Annotated in this window: 16 protein-coding genes and 1 tRNA gene; 4 read left to right on the top strand and 13 right to left on the bottom strand. The window is 47.4% G+C overall.

What is annotated here, in order from left to right:
* Positions 1-58: 58 nt before the first annotated feature.
* The 3 genes from AC2A06_RS06715 to AC2A06_RS06705 are packed head-to-tail and all read right to left on the bottom strand — an operon-like array spanning position 59 to position 619.
* Positions 59-232, bottom strand: coding sequence for a hypothetical protein (locus tag AC2A06_RS06715; RefSeq protein WP_484379781.1), 174 nt, complete (start codon positions 230-232; stop codon positions 59-61).
* Between the two features lie 14 nt (positions 233-246).
* Entirely contained in the window at positions 247-447 is a 201-nt protein-coding gene (locus tag AC2A06_RS06710) for a hypothetical protein (protein WP_484379780.1), read from the bottom strand.
* Positions 440-619 (bottom strand): host cell division inhibitor Icd-like protein, encoded by a 180-nt coding sequence (locus AC2A06_RS06705; RefSeq protein ID WP_484379779.1) that lies wholly within the window; start codon positions 617-619, stop codon positions 440-442. The genes AC2A06_RS06710 and AC2A06_RS06705 overlap by 8 nt, the downstream gene beginning before the upstream one ends.
* A 129-nt stretch (positions 620-748) precedes the next feature.
* Between AC2A06_RS06705 and AC2A06_RS06700 the strand changes: the two genes are divergently transcribed.
* Positions 749-928, top strand: coding sequence for a YlcI/YnfO family protein (locus AC2A06_RS06700; RefSeq protein WP_484379778.1), 180 nt, complete (start codon positions 749-751; stop codon positions 926-928).
* 156 nt (positions 929-1,084) lie between these two features.
* Here AC2A06_RS06700 and AC2A06_RS06695 read toward each other — a convergent pair whose 3' ends face one another.
* From AC2A06_RS06695 to rpsU, 9 genes are all read right to left on the bottom strand, one after another.
* Positions 1,085-1,297 (bottom strand): helix-turn-helix transcriptional regulator, encoded by a 213-nt coding sequence (locus AC2A06_RS06695; protein WP_484379777.1) that lies wholly within the window; start codon positions 1,295-1,297, stop codon positions 1,085-1,087.
* A gap of 119 nt (positions 1,298-1,416) precedes the next feature.
* Positions 1,417-2,307: a hypothetical protein gene (locus AC2A06_RS06690; RefSeq protein WP_484379776.1), complete on the bottom strand. Its 891-nt coding sequence runs from the start codon at positions 2,305-2,307 to the stop codon at positions 1,417-1,419.
* Positions 2,308-2,451: 144 nt separating this feature from the next.
* On the bottom strand, positions 2,452-3,702 hold the full coding sequence (locus AC2A06_RS06685; protein WP_484379775.1) for an integrase domain-containing protein: 1,251 nt from the start codon (positions 3,700-3,702) through the stop codon (positions 2,452-2,454).
* A gap of 203 nt (positions 3,703-3,905) precedes the next feature.
* Positions 3,906-3,981 (bottom strand) — tRNA-Ile (locus AC2A06_RS06680).
* A 539-nt stretch (positions 3,982-4,520) separates the two neighbouring features.
* Positions 4,521-6,710, bottom strand: coding sequence for a phosphocholine-specific phospholipase C (locus AC2A06_RS06675; protein ID WP_484379774.1), 2,190 nt, complete (start codon positions 6,708-6,710; stop codon positions 4,521-4,523).
* 297 nt (positions 6,711-7,007) lie between these two features.
* A complete protein-coding gene (locus AC2A06_RS06670; RefSeq protein ID WP_484379773.1) occupies positions 7,008-7,289 on the bottom strand; it encodes a hypothetical protein in 282 nt (93 codons plus the stop codon).
* A gap of 487 nt (positions 7,290-7,776) precedes the next feature.
* Entirely contained in the window at positions 7,777-9,615 is a 1,839-nt protein-coding gene (rpoD, locus tag AC2A06_RS06665; protein WP_484379772.1) for an RNA polymerase sigma factor RpoD, read from the bottom strand.
* 157 nt (positions 9,616-9,772) lie between these two features.
* A complete protein-coding gene (gene dnaG, locus AC2A06_RS06660) occupies positions 9,773-11,521 on the bottom strand; it encodes a DNA primase (RefSeq protein ID WP_484379771.1) in 1,749 nt (582 codons plus the stop codon).
* A 134-nt stretch (positions 11,522-11,655) separates the two neighbouring features.
* Positions 11,656-11,871, bottom strand: coding sequence for a 30S ribosomal protein S21 (gene rpsU, locus AC2A06_RS06655; protein ID WP_001144069.1), 216 nt, complete (start codon positions 11,869-11,871; stop codon positions 11,656-11,658).
* A 231-nt stretch (positions 11,872-12,102) separates the two neighbouring features.
* On the opposite strand from rpsU, the gene tsaD reads away from it, so the two are divergent.
* A complete protein-coding gene (tsaD, locus tag AC2A06_RS06650) occupies positions 12,103-13,149 on the top strand; it encodes a tRNA (adenosine(37)-N6)-threonylcarbamoyltransferase complex transferase subunit TsaD (RefSeq protein WP_484379770.1) in 1,047 nt (348 codons plus the stop codon).
* A 50-nt stretch (positions 13,150-13,199) separates the two neighbouring features.
* Here the strand turns inward: tsaD and plsY are convergent, their stop codons facing one another.
* Positions 13,200-13,838 carry a glycerol-3-phosphate 1-O-acyltransferase PlsY gene (gene plsY / locus AC2A06_RS06645; protein WP_023490370.1) on the bottom strand — a complete coding sequence of 213 codons (639 nt, stop codon included), beginning with the start codon at positions 13,836-13,838 and terminating at the stop codon, positions 13,200-13,202.
* A 106-nt stretch (positions 13,839-13,944) separates the two neighbouring features.
* Between plsY and folB the strand changes: the two genes are divergently transcribed.
* Together folB and bacA are read left to right on the top strand one after the other, a co-directional pair.
* Positions 13,945-14,304 carry a bifunctional dihydroneopterin aldolase/7,8-dihydroneopterin epimerase gene (folB, locus tag AC2A06_RS06640; RefSeq protein ID WP_037384678.1) on the top strand — a complete coding sequence of 120 codons (360 nt, stop codon included), beginning with the start codon at positions 13,945-13,947 and terminating at the stop codon, positions 14,302-14,304.
* A gap of 97 nt (positions 14,305-14,401) precedes the next feature.
* Positions 14,402-15,226, top strand: a complete 825-nt coding sequence (gene bacA / locus AC2A06_RS06635; RefSeq protein WP_484379769.1) for an undecaprenyl-diphosphate phosphatase — start codon at positions 14,402-14,404, stop codon at positions 15,224-15,226.
* The last annotated feature ends 27 nt before the right edge of the window (positions 15,227-15,253 follow it).

The following is a 15,253-nucleotide window of genomic DNA, read 5'->3' as shown; positions in this document are numbered from 1 at the left end:
AAAATAATCGCTTCGGTATACGGATCTTTTGGGATTTTTTTCACGTTGGGAGCCCATTTCATTTTTGGTGAAATCCCTCATTGCTGGTGCGGTTGAAAACTTTCAGGAAACAGAAAATTGATGCTTCGCGCTGGCCTTCCCCATGTCGACTACAGCAGCGGAATATCACCGTTGGTGCCATTTTGGGGATGAGTTTGGCCCCCGGCGTGTGACCGGTTAATTTTTTATTCATGGTTTATATTCCCGCTATTTGGTTGCTGGTTCGCTGCATGTTGTGCATGGTTCCGGCAACATCTCATAGAGCGTGTCTATTCTGTCGAACAGGATAAACAGCAGCGTTTCCCTGACGGCTTGCTGGCTTGAAAACAGGGCGGCGTGGGTCAGTGCTAAGCACTGAAAAGCCACCTCTTGGGCAGTCAGTGGGGTTCTATCAATCAGGTTAGACATGATCACCCCCTTGAACCGGCAGGCGGCCAGCAAACAGCAATATGTAATCAGGGGCATAGCGGCGGCGGGCTGATTTTTCATCAAACGCGGTTCCCCGCAGCATAATGGGCTTAACTTTCTTCTGGGTGCGATTGATCGCCGCAAAGATATAGGTACACTTTGTGGTAGCCATGGCGTTAGTCCTTCTAACGTTGTGGTTAGACGCCTCGGTAGTGTTGCCGCACTCCGGGGCGTTGCCTTTTCATTTATGTGCATGTAGTGTGTCACTACACATAAAAACCTTACACCGAGTGTACTTAACATGTCAACACACAAAAGCCAAAGGCGTGGTAATCCACCGTTCCAATTTCGCCTAGATCCAGAATTACGCGATTTAATGGAAGAGGCACAACGACAAGATGGTGATGAATCCTTGGCTGCCTGGATAAAACGAATTATCCGTAAAGAACTACAGCAACGAGATATTGAGCCAAAGGTTTGACTGCCACTAGTGAAGAGCATGAAGGCAGCATCCTTAGTGCTAGCCTTTTGTTTTTTCGCTGTTGTATGGCATCCATCTATTTGACTGTAAGTAGCAGCCGTAAGCATTCCACAGTCTTTCAAATCATGATTTACAGGATGGGATGTAGGCATATGACTATATCTCTTCAACTTGGTCACGCTCAGCAATACGCTTTTCAAGCCAAATATTTACTTCATCTTCAAACCAACCTACACGGCGTAGGCCAATGCGAAAGCCTTTGGGGAATATGCCTGCGTTTATCATGTCTTGAAATGCGCTATCGGATTTCAGGCGTAAAATCGCTTTAACTTCTTTTTTTAGTAAGATTTTTCTTTCTGTTGGTGCCATTTGCTCTATCTCCTTTGATATCGGTCGATTCCGGTGATATGGAGATAATGGTATAACTTCCTTTGAATTTGAAAGGCCAGGAACCCTAAATTAGACTATATACACCCTTAATTAGGGTGTTATTTGGTCTTGTTCAGCCAGTTTTTGACAGTTTCACTATTAAAGGAAACGTTTCGACCCTCTGACTCCGCAAGAGAGTTGAGAATATTTGTTGCTTTGTATGGGTGTTTTTTCATCTCTTTTCCCAATGCAGGATGAGTATCAAAAAATATGCTAAATGCTTCATACATTTTACCCGATACTCTTTCCTCAGAATTGATACTCTTGGCCTCATCTCTTTTGATGCTCGGTAAATGTTGAGCAAGCATCAAATCGATATCTCCACTTTTATTTAGCCGGAAATTAGTGGTTATTCCACCGGATTTTAATATTAAAAATTCTTCTTTTGTTACTATCATATCCTCGATGGAGACAGTAATGCAGTCATTAATTATATTTATTGCGTAAGGTAGATATTTATTAAACTCTACCTTTTTAGGTGTTGGTGCCCGGCTTACAAGGAAATCTGATGCTTTAATTTTACAACCAGACAGTATCGCAGTCTCAGTGTCAAAAAAATATTTCTTATTCAATGAAAAGCAGCCTTTTGCTTCGATAACTGATTTAATCTTGGTTTTTTTCACTCCATCGCTGGGAATGTATTCGATTTTTTCAATAATTGTTGCATGATTTGTTTTATAAATGAGCTCTTCATTTTTTTGATTATCCCGTATCCATTCTTTATTAATCTTAGACCGGATTTCAATTAATCCTTTGTCAATGTATGGGCTTAAGTCAATTTTCACACAAATATCTAGCAAGCCAGTGGATGCATAGTGTATTAGGTCTTTAACATCACACCCTATTAACTGAGCTGTGGTTGTTAAATCATAATATTTTCTTTCTGGTAAGCTCATTTTAAGATCATCCGTTTTTCTATTTGTGGTGAGGGGGATATTATCAGATACCATGCTAATCAGTCGTTGCTGCCGTTAATTCATCATTCACGGTATCGATTTATGGACATAAAATAACGCCATACGGGGCTTCGAACGATACTTATTGTCAATGAACATGATAACGTCATTTCATCTACATAGGTGTAATTTTATCCATTACTCACCTACCACTCGTAAGCCCCGAGTATTACCTGATGCCAAAATATGACCAGTAGCCGCATTCTCTACGAAATCACCCCACCAGGTCATTAATGGGCGACGTTGTTCAAGATAGGTCGATCGGTTATAAGCCCGGCGCACCTCGTCTTTGTCGATGTGAGAAAGGGCGGCCTCAATCACATCAGGTGGAAAACCTTGTTCATTCATCGCGGTACTCGCCACAGAGCGTAAACCATGGGCAACAAGTTTGCCGCCATACCCCATACGCTTGATTGCTGCGTTAGCAGTCTGTTCGTTCATTGGGCGTTGAGGGTCGCTATAGTGCGGGAATATGAACTCTCTGTGCCCACTGATCGGGCGCATAACCTCAAGAACCGCCATAGCCTGCTTATTGATCGGTATAACGTGGTCACGGCGCTGTTTCATTCTTCCCGCTGGCAAGCACCATTCTTTTGCATCAAAATCGATCTCATCCCACCTTGCCTTAGCTGCCTCATTGGGGCGGCATATCATCAGCAATTGCCACTCAATGACTAAACGAGTTTGTAGCTCAATACGGGCAACGGAAAGCGCTCGCATAAAGTCAGGTAATTCCTCTGGGCGAATTGCTGGCATATGGCGTACTACCGGCGCACTAAAGGTTTTACTGATTTTGGCGGCTGGGTTGGCGGGGATAATGTCGGCGTTAACGGCATAATCCATCACTTCATTGATGCGTTGCGCCAATCTTCTTACCGTATCTGCCTTGCCTTGGGCGTCAATGGGTTTGAGAGCGTTAATAAAGGATCTGGCGGTTAACGAACTGATGGGCTGATCGCCAAGTTCAGGTAACACGGCTCTTTCTAATGAGCGCCAAATGTCTTTTAGGGTTCCGGGCTCTAGCCCTTTGGTTTTTTTTAATTCAAACCAATCTAAAGCAACTTTACCAAAAGTATTGCTGTTGGTTTCTAACAGCCTCTCTCGCTGCTTGGCTTTGTGTTCTGCTGGATCAACATCACGTGATAGCAGGGCTTTAGCATCGTCTCGGCATTGCCTAGCCTCAGCTAGAGTAACAGCAGGAAAAGCACCGAAACTTATCATTGCCCGTTTTTTGGTGGTGGGTTTGTAGTAGCGGAAGCGCCAAAGTTTGGAGCCAGAGGGGTTAACTAGCAATTCTAAACCGTCACCGTCATAGAGCATTACCGGTTTTTCGGTGGCTTTTGCTGCTTTTACTTCCGTGTTGGTCAGCGATTTTGTTCGGCGCGCCATTGCATCTTCTCCTATACAGTCACCTGTTTAGGCATAGCTGATTTGGGCATATGGGCATCACATGCCTAAATGTATGCCTAAAGTATCCGGCTATAACCGTATCAAACCAAAAGATCGCAGGCAATAAAAAACCCGCAATCCTAGGTAGAGTGCGGGTTTCTTGTCTGTAAACGAATGTTGAAAGCGCTAACAGAATGTTGATTTGGTGGCCCCTGCTGGGTTTGAACCAGCGACCAATCGATTATGAGTCGACTGCTCTAACCGCTGAGCTAAGGGGCCAGGCGGCGTGATTATACGGTAATGACGGGATGCAGGTCTACAGTCGTCTGTTTGTATGGTGATTTTCTGTTCAGCTATAGCCGATTGTTATTGCAGATGGGTTTTGCGAGCGTTGCTGTCAGGCCAGCAAACAGTACGTTATTGGCGTTATTGCTATTTATACCCATCCCTATTCAGTGGGCAGTGTTGGCTACTACAGGCGGTGACTGGCATTAGCATAGGGATCTAAGCGTTGATCGGCATTTCTTCCTACTGATTGATACCACACTGCTCTACCGCTGAGCTGATCAAGGGAATCGGGCGTTGGTCACCAAAACTACAGGCTTCAATTTACAATATGATGCTGTTATGACGTTTTTTTGAAAAATTAAATTTTAAAGCAATTATTGGTCAACCGGATTTCTATGCTTTAAATAATGAGATGAAAACGGTAAGTACGCTCCCGGAGGTTTAACCTCCGGGATAATGCACATCAGGTGAATCCCTGACGTATTTTGATTTTAGGTTTGCAGTATGCAGTGCAATGTCGGGTCTATGCCTTACAACAACCCCATGGCCGGGTCGGTAATGGTATGTTTACCGGTTTCCACATGGCCAGCAAAACGGCGACGGTAATCCAGTAATGCTGGGCAAGTCACCTCAAAATCATACCAGTTACCACTATTGTCCAGGTTCCAGTCATAATCCTGTTGGGTACCAGCGTTAACGTTAGTCGTCCAAGGGCCATCGTTACGATAGGCTTTGGCCGATACGTTAAAGACGCAGGGTTGCGTACCGTTGTTCATCAACGTCACTATCACGCCACCTGTCGTAATGTTATAGCAAACACGTATTTCGGGATTAGCAGCAGCACTATCCTGAGTTAATACACCAGCAAAAGCACGGTGATAGCCGTTGGGGCCTAATACCCACAAATCATAACGCCCGTCATCATCAAGTGCCCAGATATCGTCTAATAGTTTACCTGCCTCAACAACATAACGGCGCGGTACGCGATCCAGATGCAACTTATCGTATACATGGAATACCGCCGCCTCACTGCCCGTATTGGAAAAGATCAGGCTGACGACTTGGGCCTTAGCATCAGTGCGGGCGCTGGTGTGGAGTTCATAAGGCAAAGCACGCGCTGGTTTTATACCCGGTTGCTGTACTGGCAAGTCTTGTTGTGATGGAACAGGAATTTTTAGCTTCTTTTGCTGTTCATTGCGCAATGTATCCGCATTGTCTTTGGTATTTCGACCTGCGAGGGCGGGCATTTGCTCAAAATTAGGGTTGGCAAAGTTAAATGTACTGGTCAAATCGCCGAACACCGCACGCCGGAAAGGGCTAATGTTTTCTTCGGCTATGCCAAAACGGGTTTCCAGAAAGCGTAGTACCGACGTGTGATCAAATTGCTGTGAATTGACCCAACCGCCGCGACTCCAAGGGGAAATAACAAACATGGGCACCCGTGGACCCGGGCCATAGCAATCTTGGTCCTGAGGGGGCATTCTCGTGCCATCAACAGTAGGATGTGTGTAATATTCATACGATAAATCCTTATCACTAAGCGTAGATTTACCGATAAGTTGACCATCCGCATCCAAAGAAGGGGCACAAGGTGGTGGCATATGATCAAAGTAGCCATCATTTTCGTCGAAATTGAGGAATAATACTGTCTTGCTCCACACATCCGGATTAGCCGTTAACGCATCCAGAATTTCCTGGGTATACCAAGCCCCCTGTATTGGGCTTGAAGGGCCAGGGTGTTCGGAATAGGCAGCAGGAGCAATAATCCAAGTTACCTGCGGCAAATTACCTGACAAGATGTCCTGTTTAAAGCTCGCTAAAAAACCACCATCGGACATGGTATTAGCAATACCTTTATATAATCCTTTGCTATCGGTTGCCGGATCATAACTCGGGTTTTCTTCCGGTTGAAGATCGTTATAGACTGGCTTGCCAGAAAGGATATTGGCTTCGCGATATTGAGTGAACCCCGCCAATGGATTGTCAGTAAAGTTATCCGGCATATTTTGATAAACCTTCCAGGATACGCCTTTAGCTTCCAAACGTTCTGGGTAGGTGGTCCAGTCATAACCGTAGTTCAGATCAGTATCAGTGGCGAGCTCATCGAAGACATTATTAACCACGACCTTGCCGGTAGGCGTGGTTGCGCCATTGGTCCCCGTCATATGAAATAAACGGTTGCTATTAGTTCCACCATGTAGAGAGCAATAATAGCCATCACAAAGGGTAAAAGCATTAGCGAGGGCAAATTGATATTCTAATTCCTGCTCACCATAATAGGACATGGATTGAGGTTCTTTGTATTGAGGCCAGTTTGTCATGCGCCCTTTATCCCAGGCATTTCTGGCATCAACCCAAGAATGCGGCGTTCCTGCAACACGTTGCGCATTACCCTGATTTTGATCAAGACGATAAGGTAATATGGTATTCCCTTTACCATCATTCTGTTGCCAAACGCTGAGGCCGTCAGGTAATGGAATAGTAAAACGATCGCCAAAACCACGCACGCCAGGGAGCGTGCCAAAGTAATTATCAAAGGAGCGGTTTTCCTGCATAAATATAACAATATGCTCCACATCATTAATCGTGCCGGTTGTATTGTTTGCCGCAATGGCCAGCGCTTTTTGAATGCTAGGTGGGAACATTTGCATAGCAGTCATCGCAGCAACGGTGCTTAATGACCCTTTTAAAAATTTGCGTTTGCTTTTATCAATAGTCATAACGGAGTCCTGTTTCCCTTATTCTTCGCTTTAATAATGAAAGTTGTCGATGTGCTGGCTGTGCTTATGATTTACTTCTCCATAGGGCTGATATTTCGGGCTATTTTTTGTGACATTCAAATCGTTTAACGACCGATGAGTCATAAGTTCACCACGTTACTCGGCACAAGGCCTCGCCCTAAAGAGCCAGCGCAAGCGCTGTTCAAAACGCTTTGCGTTTTGTCCTGCAACTAAAATTATCTAAAGGATCATTTCATCTATAATATCAGGTGATAATTAGGGGGTGTTTTAACCTAATTAAGGGGCGCAACGTATGGTGGCTTCTTTCTCTTTCTCTTTCTCTTTCTCTTTCTCTTTCTCTTTCTCTTTCTCTTTCTCTTTCTCTTTCTCTTTCTCTTCTTCTTCTTTTTCTTTTCCTTCCTCTTTTTCATTTTCTTTCTGCTCTTTTTTAAATTCACTGAAAGATTTAGAACTGTCGGATGAGTCACAGGCTGACAAACATGTCAAACAGAATGAAACGAGAAATAAATAAGACAATTTCTTGAGCCAATGAGATTGGCGATGGCGGGTAATAGGCATGTTTTACTCTCCTTGTTTAAAATGATCAGTTTAAAATGATCTCCTGCACTGTAGTCCTCAATGATGGTAAAAATATTAAAGTAATATGTAATTAGCGTTACATCTCAAGAGGATATCCATCACCATTAAATTGCAGAGTTATGACCCGTGGCAAGGGTATCCACTGCAAGGGACGGCAAGCGGGCGTGGCTTTGGAACCTGACTAGGGTAGAGGTAAGGATAGGGGCAAAGGAAAGTAGGGCGGTATTTTCTGAGATGATATTTCCAAGCGCGGAGGTCGTCTTTACAACTTAATACCCGCAGAGTGCCTTATGGCTGATGGTGACTAAATCTGCTGGTATCCACTTCGGTGACAGAATTGATTAGAGGAACTGGGGGGAATCTGGAATGGTATCTGCGGGTATTTCCACTATGGAAAATAAGCAGGTGGTCTATTCTGTCTTTCAATAATTAAGCCCCAGCAATGCTGGGGCTTGGGTCGAAAAACTTAATCATCCAAGAAGCTGCGTAACACTTCCGAGCGGCTTGGGTGGCGTAGTTTACGCAACGCTTTAGCTTCGATCTGGCGGATACGCTCGCGGGTAACGTCAAACTGTTTACCCACTTCTTCCAGAGTGTGGTCGGTATTCATATCAATACCGAAACGCATCCGTAGTACTTTCGCTTCGCGCGCGGTCAGGCCAGCCAGAACATCGTGGGTGGCAGAACGCAGACTTTCCGAAGTGGCAGAATCCAGCGGCAGCTCAAGGGTGGTATCCTCAATAAAATCACCAAGATGCGAATCTTCATCATCACCAATTGGCGTTTCCATGGAGATAGGCTCTTTGGCGATCTTCAACACCTTACGGATCTTGTCTTCCGGCATTAACATGCGTTCAGCCAACTCTTCCGGCGTCGGTTCACGGCCCATTTCTTGCAGCATCTGGCGTGAGATACGGTTGAGTTTGTTGATGGTCTCAATCATATGCACTGGAATACGAATAGTGCGCGCCTGATCCGCAATAGAACGGGTGATCGCCTGGCGGATCCACCAAGTTGCATAAGTCGAGAACTTATAACCACGGCGGTATTCAAACTTATCTACTGCTTTCATCAAACCGATATTACCTTCCTGGATCAGATCCAGGAATTGCAGGCCACGGTTGGTGTATTTCTTGGCAATAGAGATAACCAGACGCAAGTTGGCTTCAACCATCTCCTTCTTCGCGCGGCGAGCTTTGGCTTCGCCAATCGACATGCGACGGTTGATGTCTTTAACTTGCTCAATGGTCAGGCCGGTTTCTTCTTCGATCTGGCGCAGTTTCTGCAGGCTACGTTGAACATCGTCAGCCACTTCTTTGAGTTTCTCTGCCCATGGTTTGGCCATGGCAAGTGCAGCTTCAAACCAGGTGGTACTGGTTTCGTTGCCCGCGAACAGGGTCACAAAGTTTTTCTTCGGCATTTTGCACTGTTCAACACACAGTTTCATGATCAGGCGTTCTTGAGTACGAACGCGATCCATCATGGCACGCATGTTGTTGACCAGGAAGTCGAACTGTTTAGGCACCAGACGGAACTGTTTGAAGACCTCAGAAAGCTTCAGGATCTCTTCTGCTGCACTGGCATGGCTACGGCCATGGGTTTTGATAACCAGGCTGGTTGCTTCATGTTGGGTGCGCAGGTCAAGAAACTTCTGGCGTGCCAATTCCGGGTCGATGCTGTTGTCGTCTTCAGCATCATCCTCGTCTTCTTCGTCCTCTTCGTCGTCATTCTGTTCTTCAGGTGTTAATTCAGAACCGATGTGCGTAGCGGTTGGCGCAAGTTCTTCCTCCGCATTAGGGTCGACAAAGCCGGTGATCAGGTCAGACAGGCGCACTTCGCCCGCTTCGACACGATCATATTGTTCCAACAAGTAGGTAATGGCTTCCGGGTACTCGGCAACTGAGCACTGCACCTGATTGATACCGTCTTCAATGCGTTTGGCGATGTCGATTTCACCTTCACGCGTCAACAGTTCAACGGTACCCATCTCACGCATATACATGCGCACCGGATCAGTGGTACGGCCAATTTCGGATTCAACGCTTGAGAGCACCTGAGCTGCAGCTTCTGCGGCATCTTCGTCAGTATCGGTGGTATTCTCGGCCAGCATCAAATCATCGGCGTCCGGTGCCTCTTCCAGCACCTGGATGCCCATGTCGTTGATCATCTGGATGATGTCTTCGATCTGGTCGGAGTCGACGATATCTTCCGGCAGATGGTCATTGACCTCAGCATAGGTCAGATAGCCTTGCTCCTTACCGCGGGTGACAAGTAGCTTTAGCTGTGACTGCGGGTTTTGCTCCATAAGACGGTATCCACACTTCAGAGTATTTAGGTTGGTGTCGGTCGGCTAAACTGCCAACAATAGCATTTGGGGCGTTTTCATTGTTGTCGCGGCCCACTATGGCGACATATATCAGGGCATTTCCCTGTTTTTTAGCGGCACTTAAGCCGTTTGGTATTCAGTTTTTCTTCGCTAACGCCAGCTGCAATGACCAAAGTTCTTTACGCTCATCGGCGTTCAGGCCATGCGTTCTGTCACGGGCGATTAAATCTTCCTGGCGTTTTTCCAAGATTGACTCATACAGGTTAGTCAATGTATCTAAAAAATGTTGTTCAACTTGATCCTCAACGATCATATGGTTCCATGTTGCCAAGGTTTCAAGCTGCGGACTGAATTCATTGTCCCGATAGAGCTCCAGCAACTGGCCAGTGTTGAGCCCAGGCTGTGCTAAACAGGTTTGCACCAATTCAGAAAATAACGGTAAGCCTGCCTGCTTGCTCTGCTCTAACCCTTCCAGCGATGGTATAAGTGTAGCCAAACGTGGATTCTGCACCAGTAAACCTATCAGTATACGCATGGTCGTGCGCTTTAGCTGGGGGGCCTGATAAGGATTGGCATTTTCCATCTGTTTGGGCATCAACTTATCAAGTTGGCTGTCATCCAGCAGGCCCAGCTTACTACCCAGTTGTTGACGCAAATATAAACGCAACGTTTCTCCGGGCACCTGAGTGATCAACGGCAGTGCCAGTGTACTCAGTTTGGCGCGACCATCCGGGCTACTTAAATCCACTTGTGGCATCAAGGTTTCGAATAAGAAAGTGGAAAGCGGCTGCGCCAGCTCCATTCGTTGTTCAAAGGCCTCTTTGCCCTCTTTGCGTACTAAGGTGTCCGGGTCTTCACCATCAGGCAAAAACATAAAACGTAACTGGCGACCATCATTAAGATAGGGCAGTGCGGTTTCTAACGCACGCCAAGCTGCCTCGCGGCCAGCCCTGTCACCATCATAACAACAGATCACATTATCTGTGGCGCGGAACAGTAACTGAATGTGTTCCGCCGTGGTTGAGGTGCCTAATGAGGCAACGGCATAATCTATGCCATATTGCGCTAATGCCACCACATCCATATAACCTTCCACCACCAACAGGCGCTGCGGGGTGGAGTGAATCTGTTGTGCTTCATACAGGCCATATAACTGGCGGCCTTTGTGGAACACTTCAGTTTCTGGCGAGTTCAAGTATTTTGGCAAGCCATCACCCAATACCCGCCCACCAAAAGCGATGACTCGCCCACGTTTGTCGCGAATGGGGAACATCACACGTTCGCGAAAACGATCATAAGTACGCCCTTGATCGTTGGTCACCAGCATACCGGCATCATTCAATGCGGCCCGGTTGTCGCTATTCCCGCCAAAACGCTTGAGCGCGTTATCCCAACCCGGCGGTGCAAAACCGATGGCAAAATGGTGGATAACCTCATCACTCAATCCACGTTGTTGTAGGTAATGACGTGCCGACAACCCACTGGGTTGATGTAGCGACTGTTGATAGAACGTACTGAGCTGCTCCATCAGTTGGTAGAGATTTTGGCGCTGATGGCGTTCAATTTGCGTTGGCCCGTTACCTGCCTCGTAAGGCACTTCCAGACCCTGCATGGCGGCGAGTTCTTCGATGGTTTCGACAAACTCCAGTCTGTCGTAATTCATCAGGAAATCGACGGCGTTGCCATGTGCCCCACAACCAAAACAGTGATAAAACTGTTTTTCACCATTTACAGTGAATGAAGGTGTTTTCTCGTGGTGGAACGGACAACATGCGTGATAGTTCTTGCCCTGCTTTTTAAGCTTCACCCGCGCATCGATCAGATCGATGATATCGGTACGAGCCAGCAAGTCATTGATAAATACACGCGGAATTCGCCCAGCCATAAGCCCCTGTTATATTAGCTATAAACAAGAACAAGCCGCGCTTTCCTTCCGGAAGGCACGGCCTTCGTATGCAACTACTCGGTCTGCGTGTTGTTTAAAACCAACAAACACGCGGTGGGGTTGCCCCCGAAGGATTAATACAGACGAGTGCGGCGTGCGTTTTCGCGAGCCAGTTTCTTGGCGTGACGCTTTACCGCAGAAGCTTTAGCACGTTTACGCTCGGTAGTTGGTTTTTCATAAAACTCACGGCGACGAACTTCAGCTAAAACACCCGCTTTTTCGCAGGAACGCTTGAAACGACGCAGAGCAACATCAAATGGCTCGTTTTCACGTACTTTAATTACAGGCATGTGCCTCTCACCTCAATAAAATTCGGTTTGCTGCTGGCCAAGCGCCAGCCTTTTCAAAATGGTGCGGAATTTTACTTCAATGCATGCTGCTTTGTAAAGCACCATGGCAAACTCATATGATTATCCTTTAGCCAAAGCAGCCTTTCAGGTTGATTCAACTTGCCGGATTGGCAGTAAACGCTATCTGGATTGTGATAAACTGACCGCTGCACGTGAATGATGGGAAATGTAATGCGCGTACTGGGTATAGAAACGTCCTGTGATGAAACCGGAATTGCAGTGTATGACGACCAAGCCGGTTTATTAGCTAATCAACTTTACAGCCAGGTTAAGCTGCATGCCGACTATGGTGGTGTGGTGCCGGAACTGGCTTCCCGTGACCATGTGCGCAAAACCGTGCCGTTGATACAGGCTGCGCTGAAAGAGGCGGGGTTGTCGGCGGCGGATATCGATGGTGTCGCCTATACCGCGGGCCCGGGTTTGGTCGGGGCACTGCTGGTTGGGGCTACCATTGGTCGCGCGCTGGCCTTTGCCTGGAACGTCCCTGCGGTGCCTGTACATCATATGGAAGGGCACTTGCTGGCTCCCATGCTGGAGGATAACCCACCTGCCTTTCCCTTTGTGGCGTTACTGGTGTCTGGTGGCCATACCCAGCTTATTTGTGTCAACGGCGTGGGTGAATATACCTTGCTCGGCGAGTCGATTGATGACGCTGCCGGTGAAGCATTCGACAAAACGGCAAAGTTGTTGGGGTTGGATTACCCGGGTGGACCATTGTTGTCAAAAATGGCGCAACAGGGGACCCCAGGCCGTTTTACCTTTCCACGGCCAATGACGGACCGTCCCGGTTTGGATTTCAGTTTTTCCGGCTTGAAGACGTTTGCTGCCAATACGATTCGTGCCAACGGTAACGATGAGCAAACTCAAGCTGATATCGCCTGGGCATTTGAGGATGCGGTGGTAGAAACCTTAGCCATCAAGTGTAAACGTGCGTTGGAGCAAACCGGCCTTAAGCGGCTGGTGGTTGCAGGTGGTGTGAGTGCAAACCAGACGTTACGCCATAAACTGGCGGAAATGATGAAAAAACGTCGGGGTGAGGTTTTTTATGCTCGCCCGGAATTTTGTACCGATAACGGTGCCATGATTGCCTACGCCGGGATGATCCGGCTGAAAAACGGCGCCGATAGTGAATTGAGTGTTTCGGTGCACCCACGCTGGCCACTGGCAGAGTTGCCTGCGGTTGATTTCAACCCCATCACGCTAGATAGCGCCAAGTGAATAGATAAACAGCGGCTGGATTAAGCTTGAATAGATAACTTAGCCGCTGATTACTCTTCTTTTTTTTCTGCCGACTCCGCTGTTTCTTTATTTTTTTTGCGGAATTTCCCCCAGATTTTCCCTTCTTGCCCACGCCACAGGCGCTGAATATTGTCGTGATGGCGCAACAGGATCAGGCACGAGAGCATAGCGACCGGGAAGGTGAACTGCGGCTTGAACCACCAGACGTAAAACGGTGCAATGAGTGCGCTGATGATTGCCCCCAGTGAGGAATAACCACTCAATAGTACCGTCAGCAGCCAGGTTCCGGTCATCAGGCCGGTGAGGTCCCAACTGATTGGCGCAATGGCACCGAATGCAGTGGCGACGCCTTTCCCCCCACGAAAATGGAAGAACACCGGGTAAATATGCCCAAGGCAGGCGGCGATGGCGGTTAACCCCAAGTATAGCGGTGGCAGGTTGAGCCAATAAGCCAGCCAGACCGGCAGCATCCCCTTGATAATATCAAACAGTAATACCGCTAGTGCCGCCAAGCGCCCGCCAATACGCAGCACATTGGTGGCCCCAGGATTTCCTGACCCTTGTTCACGCGGATCAGGTAGCCCGGCGATCCGGCAAACCAGGATCGCACTGGAAATTGAGCCACACAGATACGCGAAGATAATCATGCCAAGCGCGGTAGCACTCATAACGCGGTTCCGTTTAATAATGGTCGTTTTACTTACAATATCCATGGATAATACGCATATTCAGCCAGAAGTGGTACTGGCAAGGGCAAAAACTGAGAATGACGTGATGGATATCGTATTTATTGAAGAACTTAGTGTGATCACCACCATTGGTGTTTATGACTGGGAACAGACCATTCAACAGAAGCTGGTGTTCGATATCGAAATGGCCTGGGATAATCGCCAAGCCGCAGCCAGTGATGATGTGAATGACTGCCTAAGCTACGCGGATGTCAGTGAGGCGGTGATTGGGCATGTACAACCTAATCGTTTTGCTTTGGTAGAGCGTGTAGCGGAAGAGGTGGCTGAAATTTTACTGCAACGTTTTAACTCTCCTTGGGTGCGTATTAAAGTCAGCAAACCGGGGGCGGTGGCCCAAGCAAACCGGGTTGGGGTGATTATTGAACGCGGTAGGCGGCCAGTCTGAAACTCGGTCATTTTTATGCGCTAGTGATATTGGCTGCAACTTGAATGAACCTGGGTATAGAATAAGCTGTTAAATTTTAAACGGAGTAGGCAGGTTGATGACAGACGTACATTTATTGTTTGTGGCATTTGTGCTTGGGGTGGTTGAAGGATTGACCGAGTTCCTACCGGTCTCTTCCACTGGCCATATGATTATTGTTGGGGAATGGTTGGGTTTTACTGGGGATACGGCCAAAACTTTTGAAGTGATTATTCAACTGGGTTCGATTCTGGCGGTAGTGGTGGTGTTCTGGCGCCGCTTGTTTGGTCTGATCGGCATTCATTTTGGTGGTAAACCAGTAGTTCATGAAGGGAAGACGGCAGGGCACCTGACGTTGGGGCATATCCTGCTGGCGATGTTCCCGGCGGTGGTGTTGGGGCTGCTGTTTCATGATTTTATCAAATCGCTGTTTGAAGCGAAAAACGTCATGTATGCCCTGATTGCCGGTGGTGTGCTGCTGTTGGTAGCGGAATGGCTAAAACCGAAAAACCCACGGGCAGTGGGGTTGGATGACATCACTTATCGTCAAGCGTTTGCTATCGGTTGCTTCCAATGTCTGGCGCTGTGGCCGGGTTTTTCCCGTTCAGGATCCACCATTTCTGGCGGTATGCTGGTGGGGGTAAACCGTTATGCAGCATCTGAGTTTTCCTTCATCCTGGCGGTACCGATGATGATGGGGGCCAGTATACTGGATCTCTATAAGAGCCTGCATTTTCTGACCTTGGCCGACTTGCCAATGTTCGCCGTTGGTTTTATTACGGCTTTCGTTGTCGCGCTGATCGCGATTAAAACTTTCCTGCAGTTGATCAAACGTATTTCGTTTGTGCCGTTTGCTATCTACCGGTTTATCGTTGCGGGTGTGGTTTATATGGTGTTTATGTAATTGAGTAAAAAGGGTAAGCCCCCCTGG

Source organism: Serratia sp. HNCC26DJ244 (assembly GCF_057180565.1).
Note: the sequence above shows the minus strand (reverse complement) of the source record. Positions and strands in the feature narration are given on the sequence as shown.

Bases quoted from the DNA above. Each gene is read 5' to 3' on its own strand.
- bacA (WP_484379769.1), top strand. From the start codon at position 14,402: ATGACAGACGTACATTTATTGTTTGTGGCATTTGTGCTTGGGGTGGTT.
- AC2A06_RS06670 (WP_484379773.1), bottom strand. From the start codon at position 7,289: ATGCCTATTACCCGCCATCGCCAATCTCATTGGCTCAAGAAATTGTCT.
- rpsU (WP_001144069.1), bottom strand. From the start codon at position 11,871: ATGCCTGTAATTAAAGTACGTGAAAACGAGCCATTTGATGTTGCTCTG.
- rpoD (WP_484379772.1), bottom strand. From the start codon at position 9,615: ATGGAGCAAAACCCGCAGTCACAGCTAAAGCTACTTGTCACCCGCGGT.
- AC2A06_RS06675 (WP_484379774.1), bottom strand. From the start codon at position 6,710: ATGACTATTGATAAAAGCAAACGCAAATTTTTAAAAGGGTCATTAAGC.
- AC2A06_RS06695 (WP_484379777.1), bottom strand. From the start codon at position 1,297: ATGGCACCAACAGAAAGAAAAATCTTACTAAAAAAAGAAGTTAAAGCG.
- tsaD (WP_484379770.1), top strand. From the start codon at position 12,103: ATGCGCGTACTGGGTATAGAAACGTCCTGTGATGAAACCGGAATTGCA.
- dnaG (WP_484379771.1), bottom strand. From the start codon at position 11,521: ATGGCTGGGCGAATTCCGCGTGTATTTATCAATGACTTGCTGGCTCGT.
- AC2A06_RS06700 (WP_484379778.1), top strand. From the start codon at position 749: ATGTCAACACACAAAAGCCAAAGGCGTGGTAATCCACCGTTCCAATTT.
- AC2A06_RS06710 (WP_484379780.1), bottom strand. From the start codon at position 447: ATGTCTAACCTGATTGATAGAACCCCACTGACTGCCCAAGAGGTGGCT.
- AC2A06_RS06715 (WP_484379781.1), bottom strand. From the start codon at position 232: ATGAATAAAAAATTAACCGGTCACACGCCGGGGGCCAAACTCATCCCC.
- plsY (WP_023490370.1), bottom strand. From the start codon at position 13,838: ATGAGTGCTACCGCGCTTGGCATGATTATCTTCGCGTATCTGTGTGGC.
- AC2A06_RS06690 (WP_484379776.1), bottom strand. From the start codon at position 2,307: ATGGTATCTGATAATATCCCCCTCACCACAAATAGAAAAACGGATGAT.
- AC2A06_RS06705 (WP_484379779.1), bottom strand. From the start codon at position 619: ATGGCTACCACAAAGTGTACCTATATCTTTGCGGCGATCAATCGCACC.
- AC2A06_RS06685 (WP_484379775.1), bottom strand. From the start codon at position 3,702: ATGGCGCGCCGAACAAAATCGCTGACCAACACGGAAGTAAAAGCAGCA.
- folB (WP_037384678.1), top strand. From the start codon at position 13,945: ATGGATATCGTATTTATTGAAGAACTTAGTGTGATCACCACCATTGGT.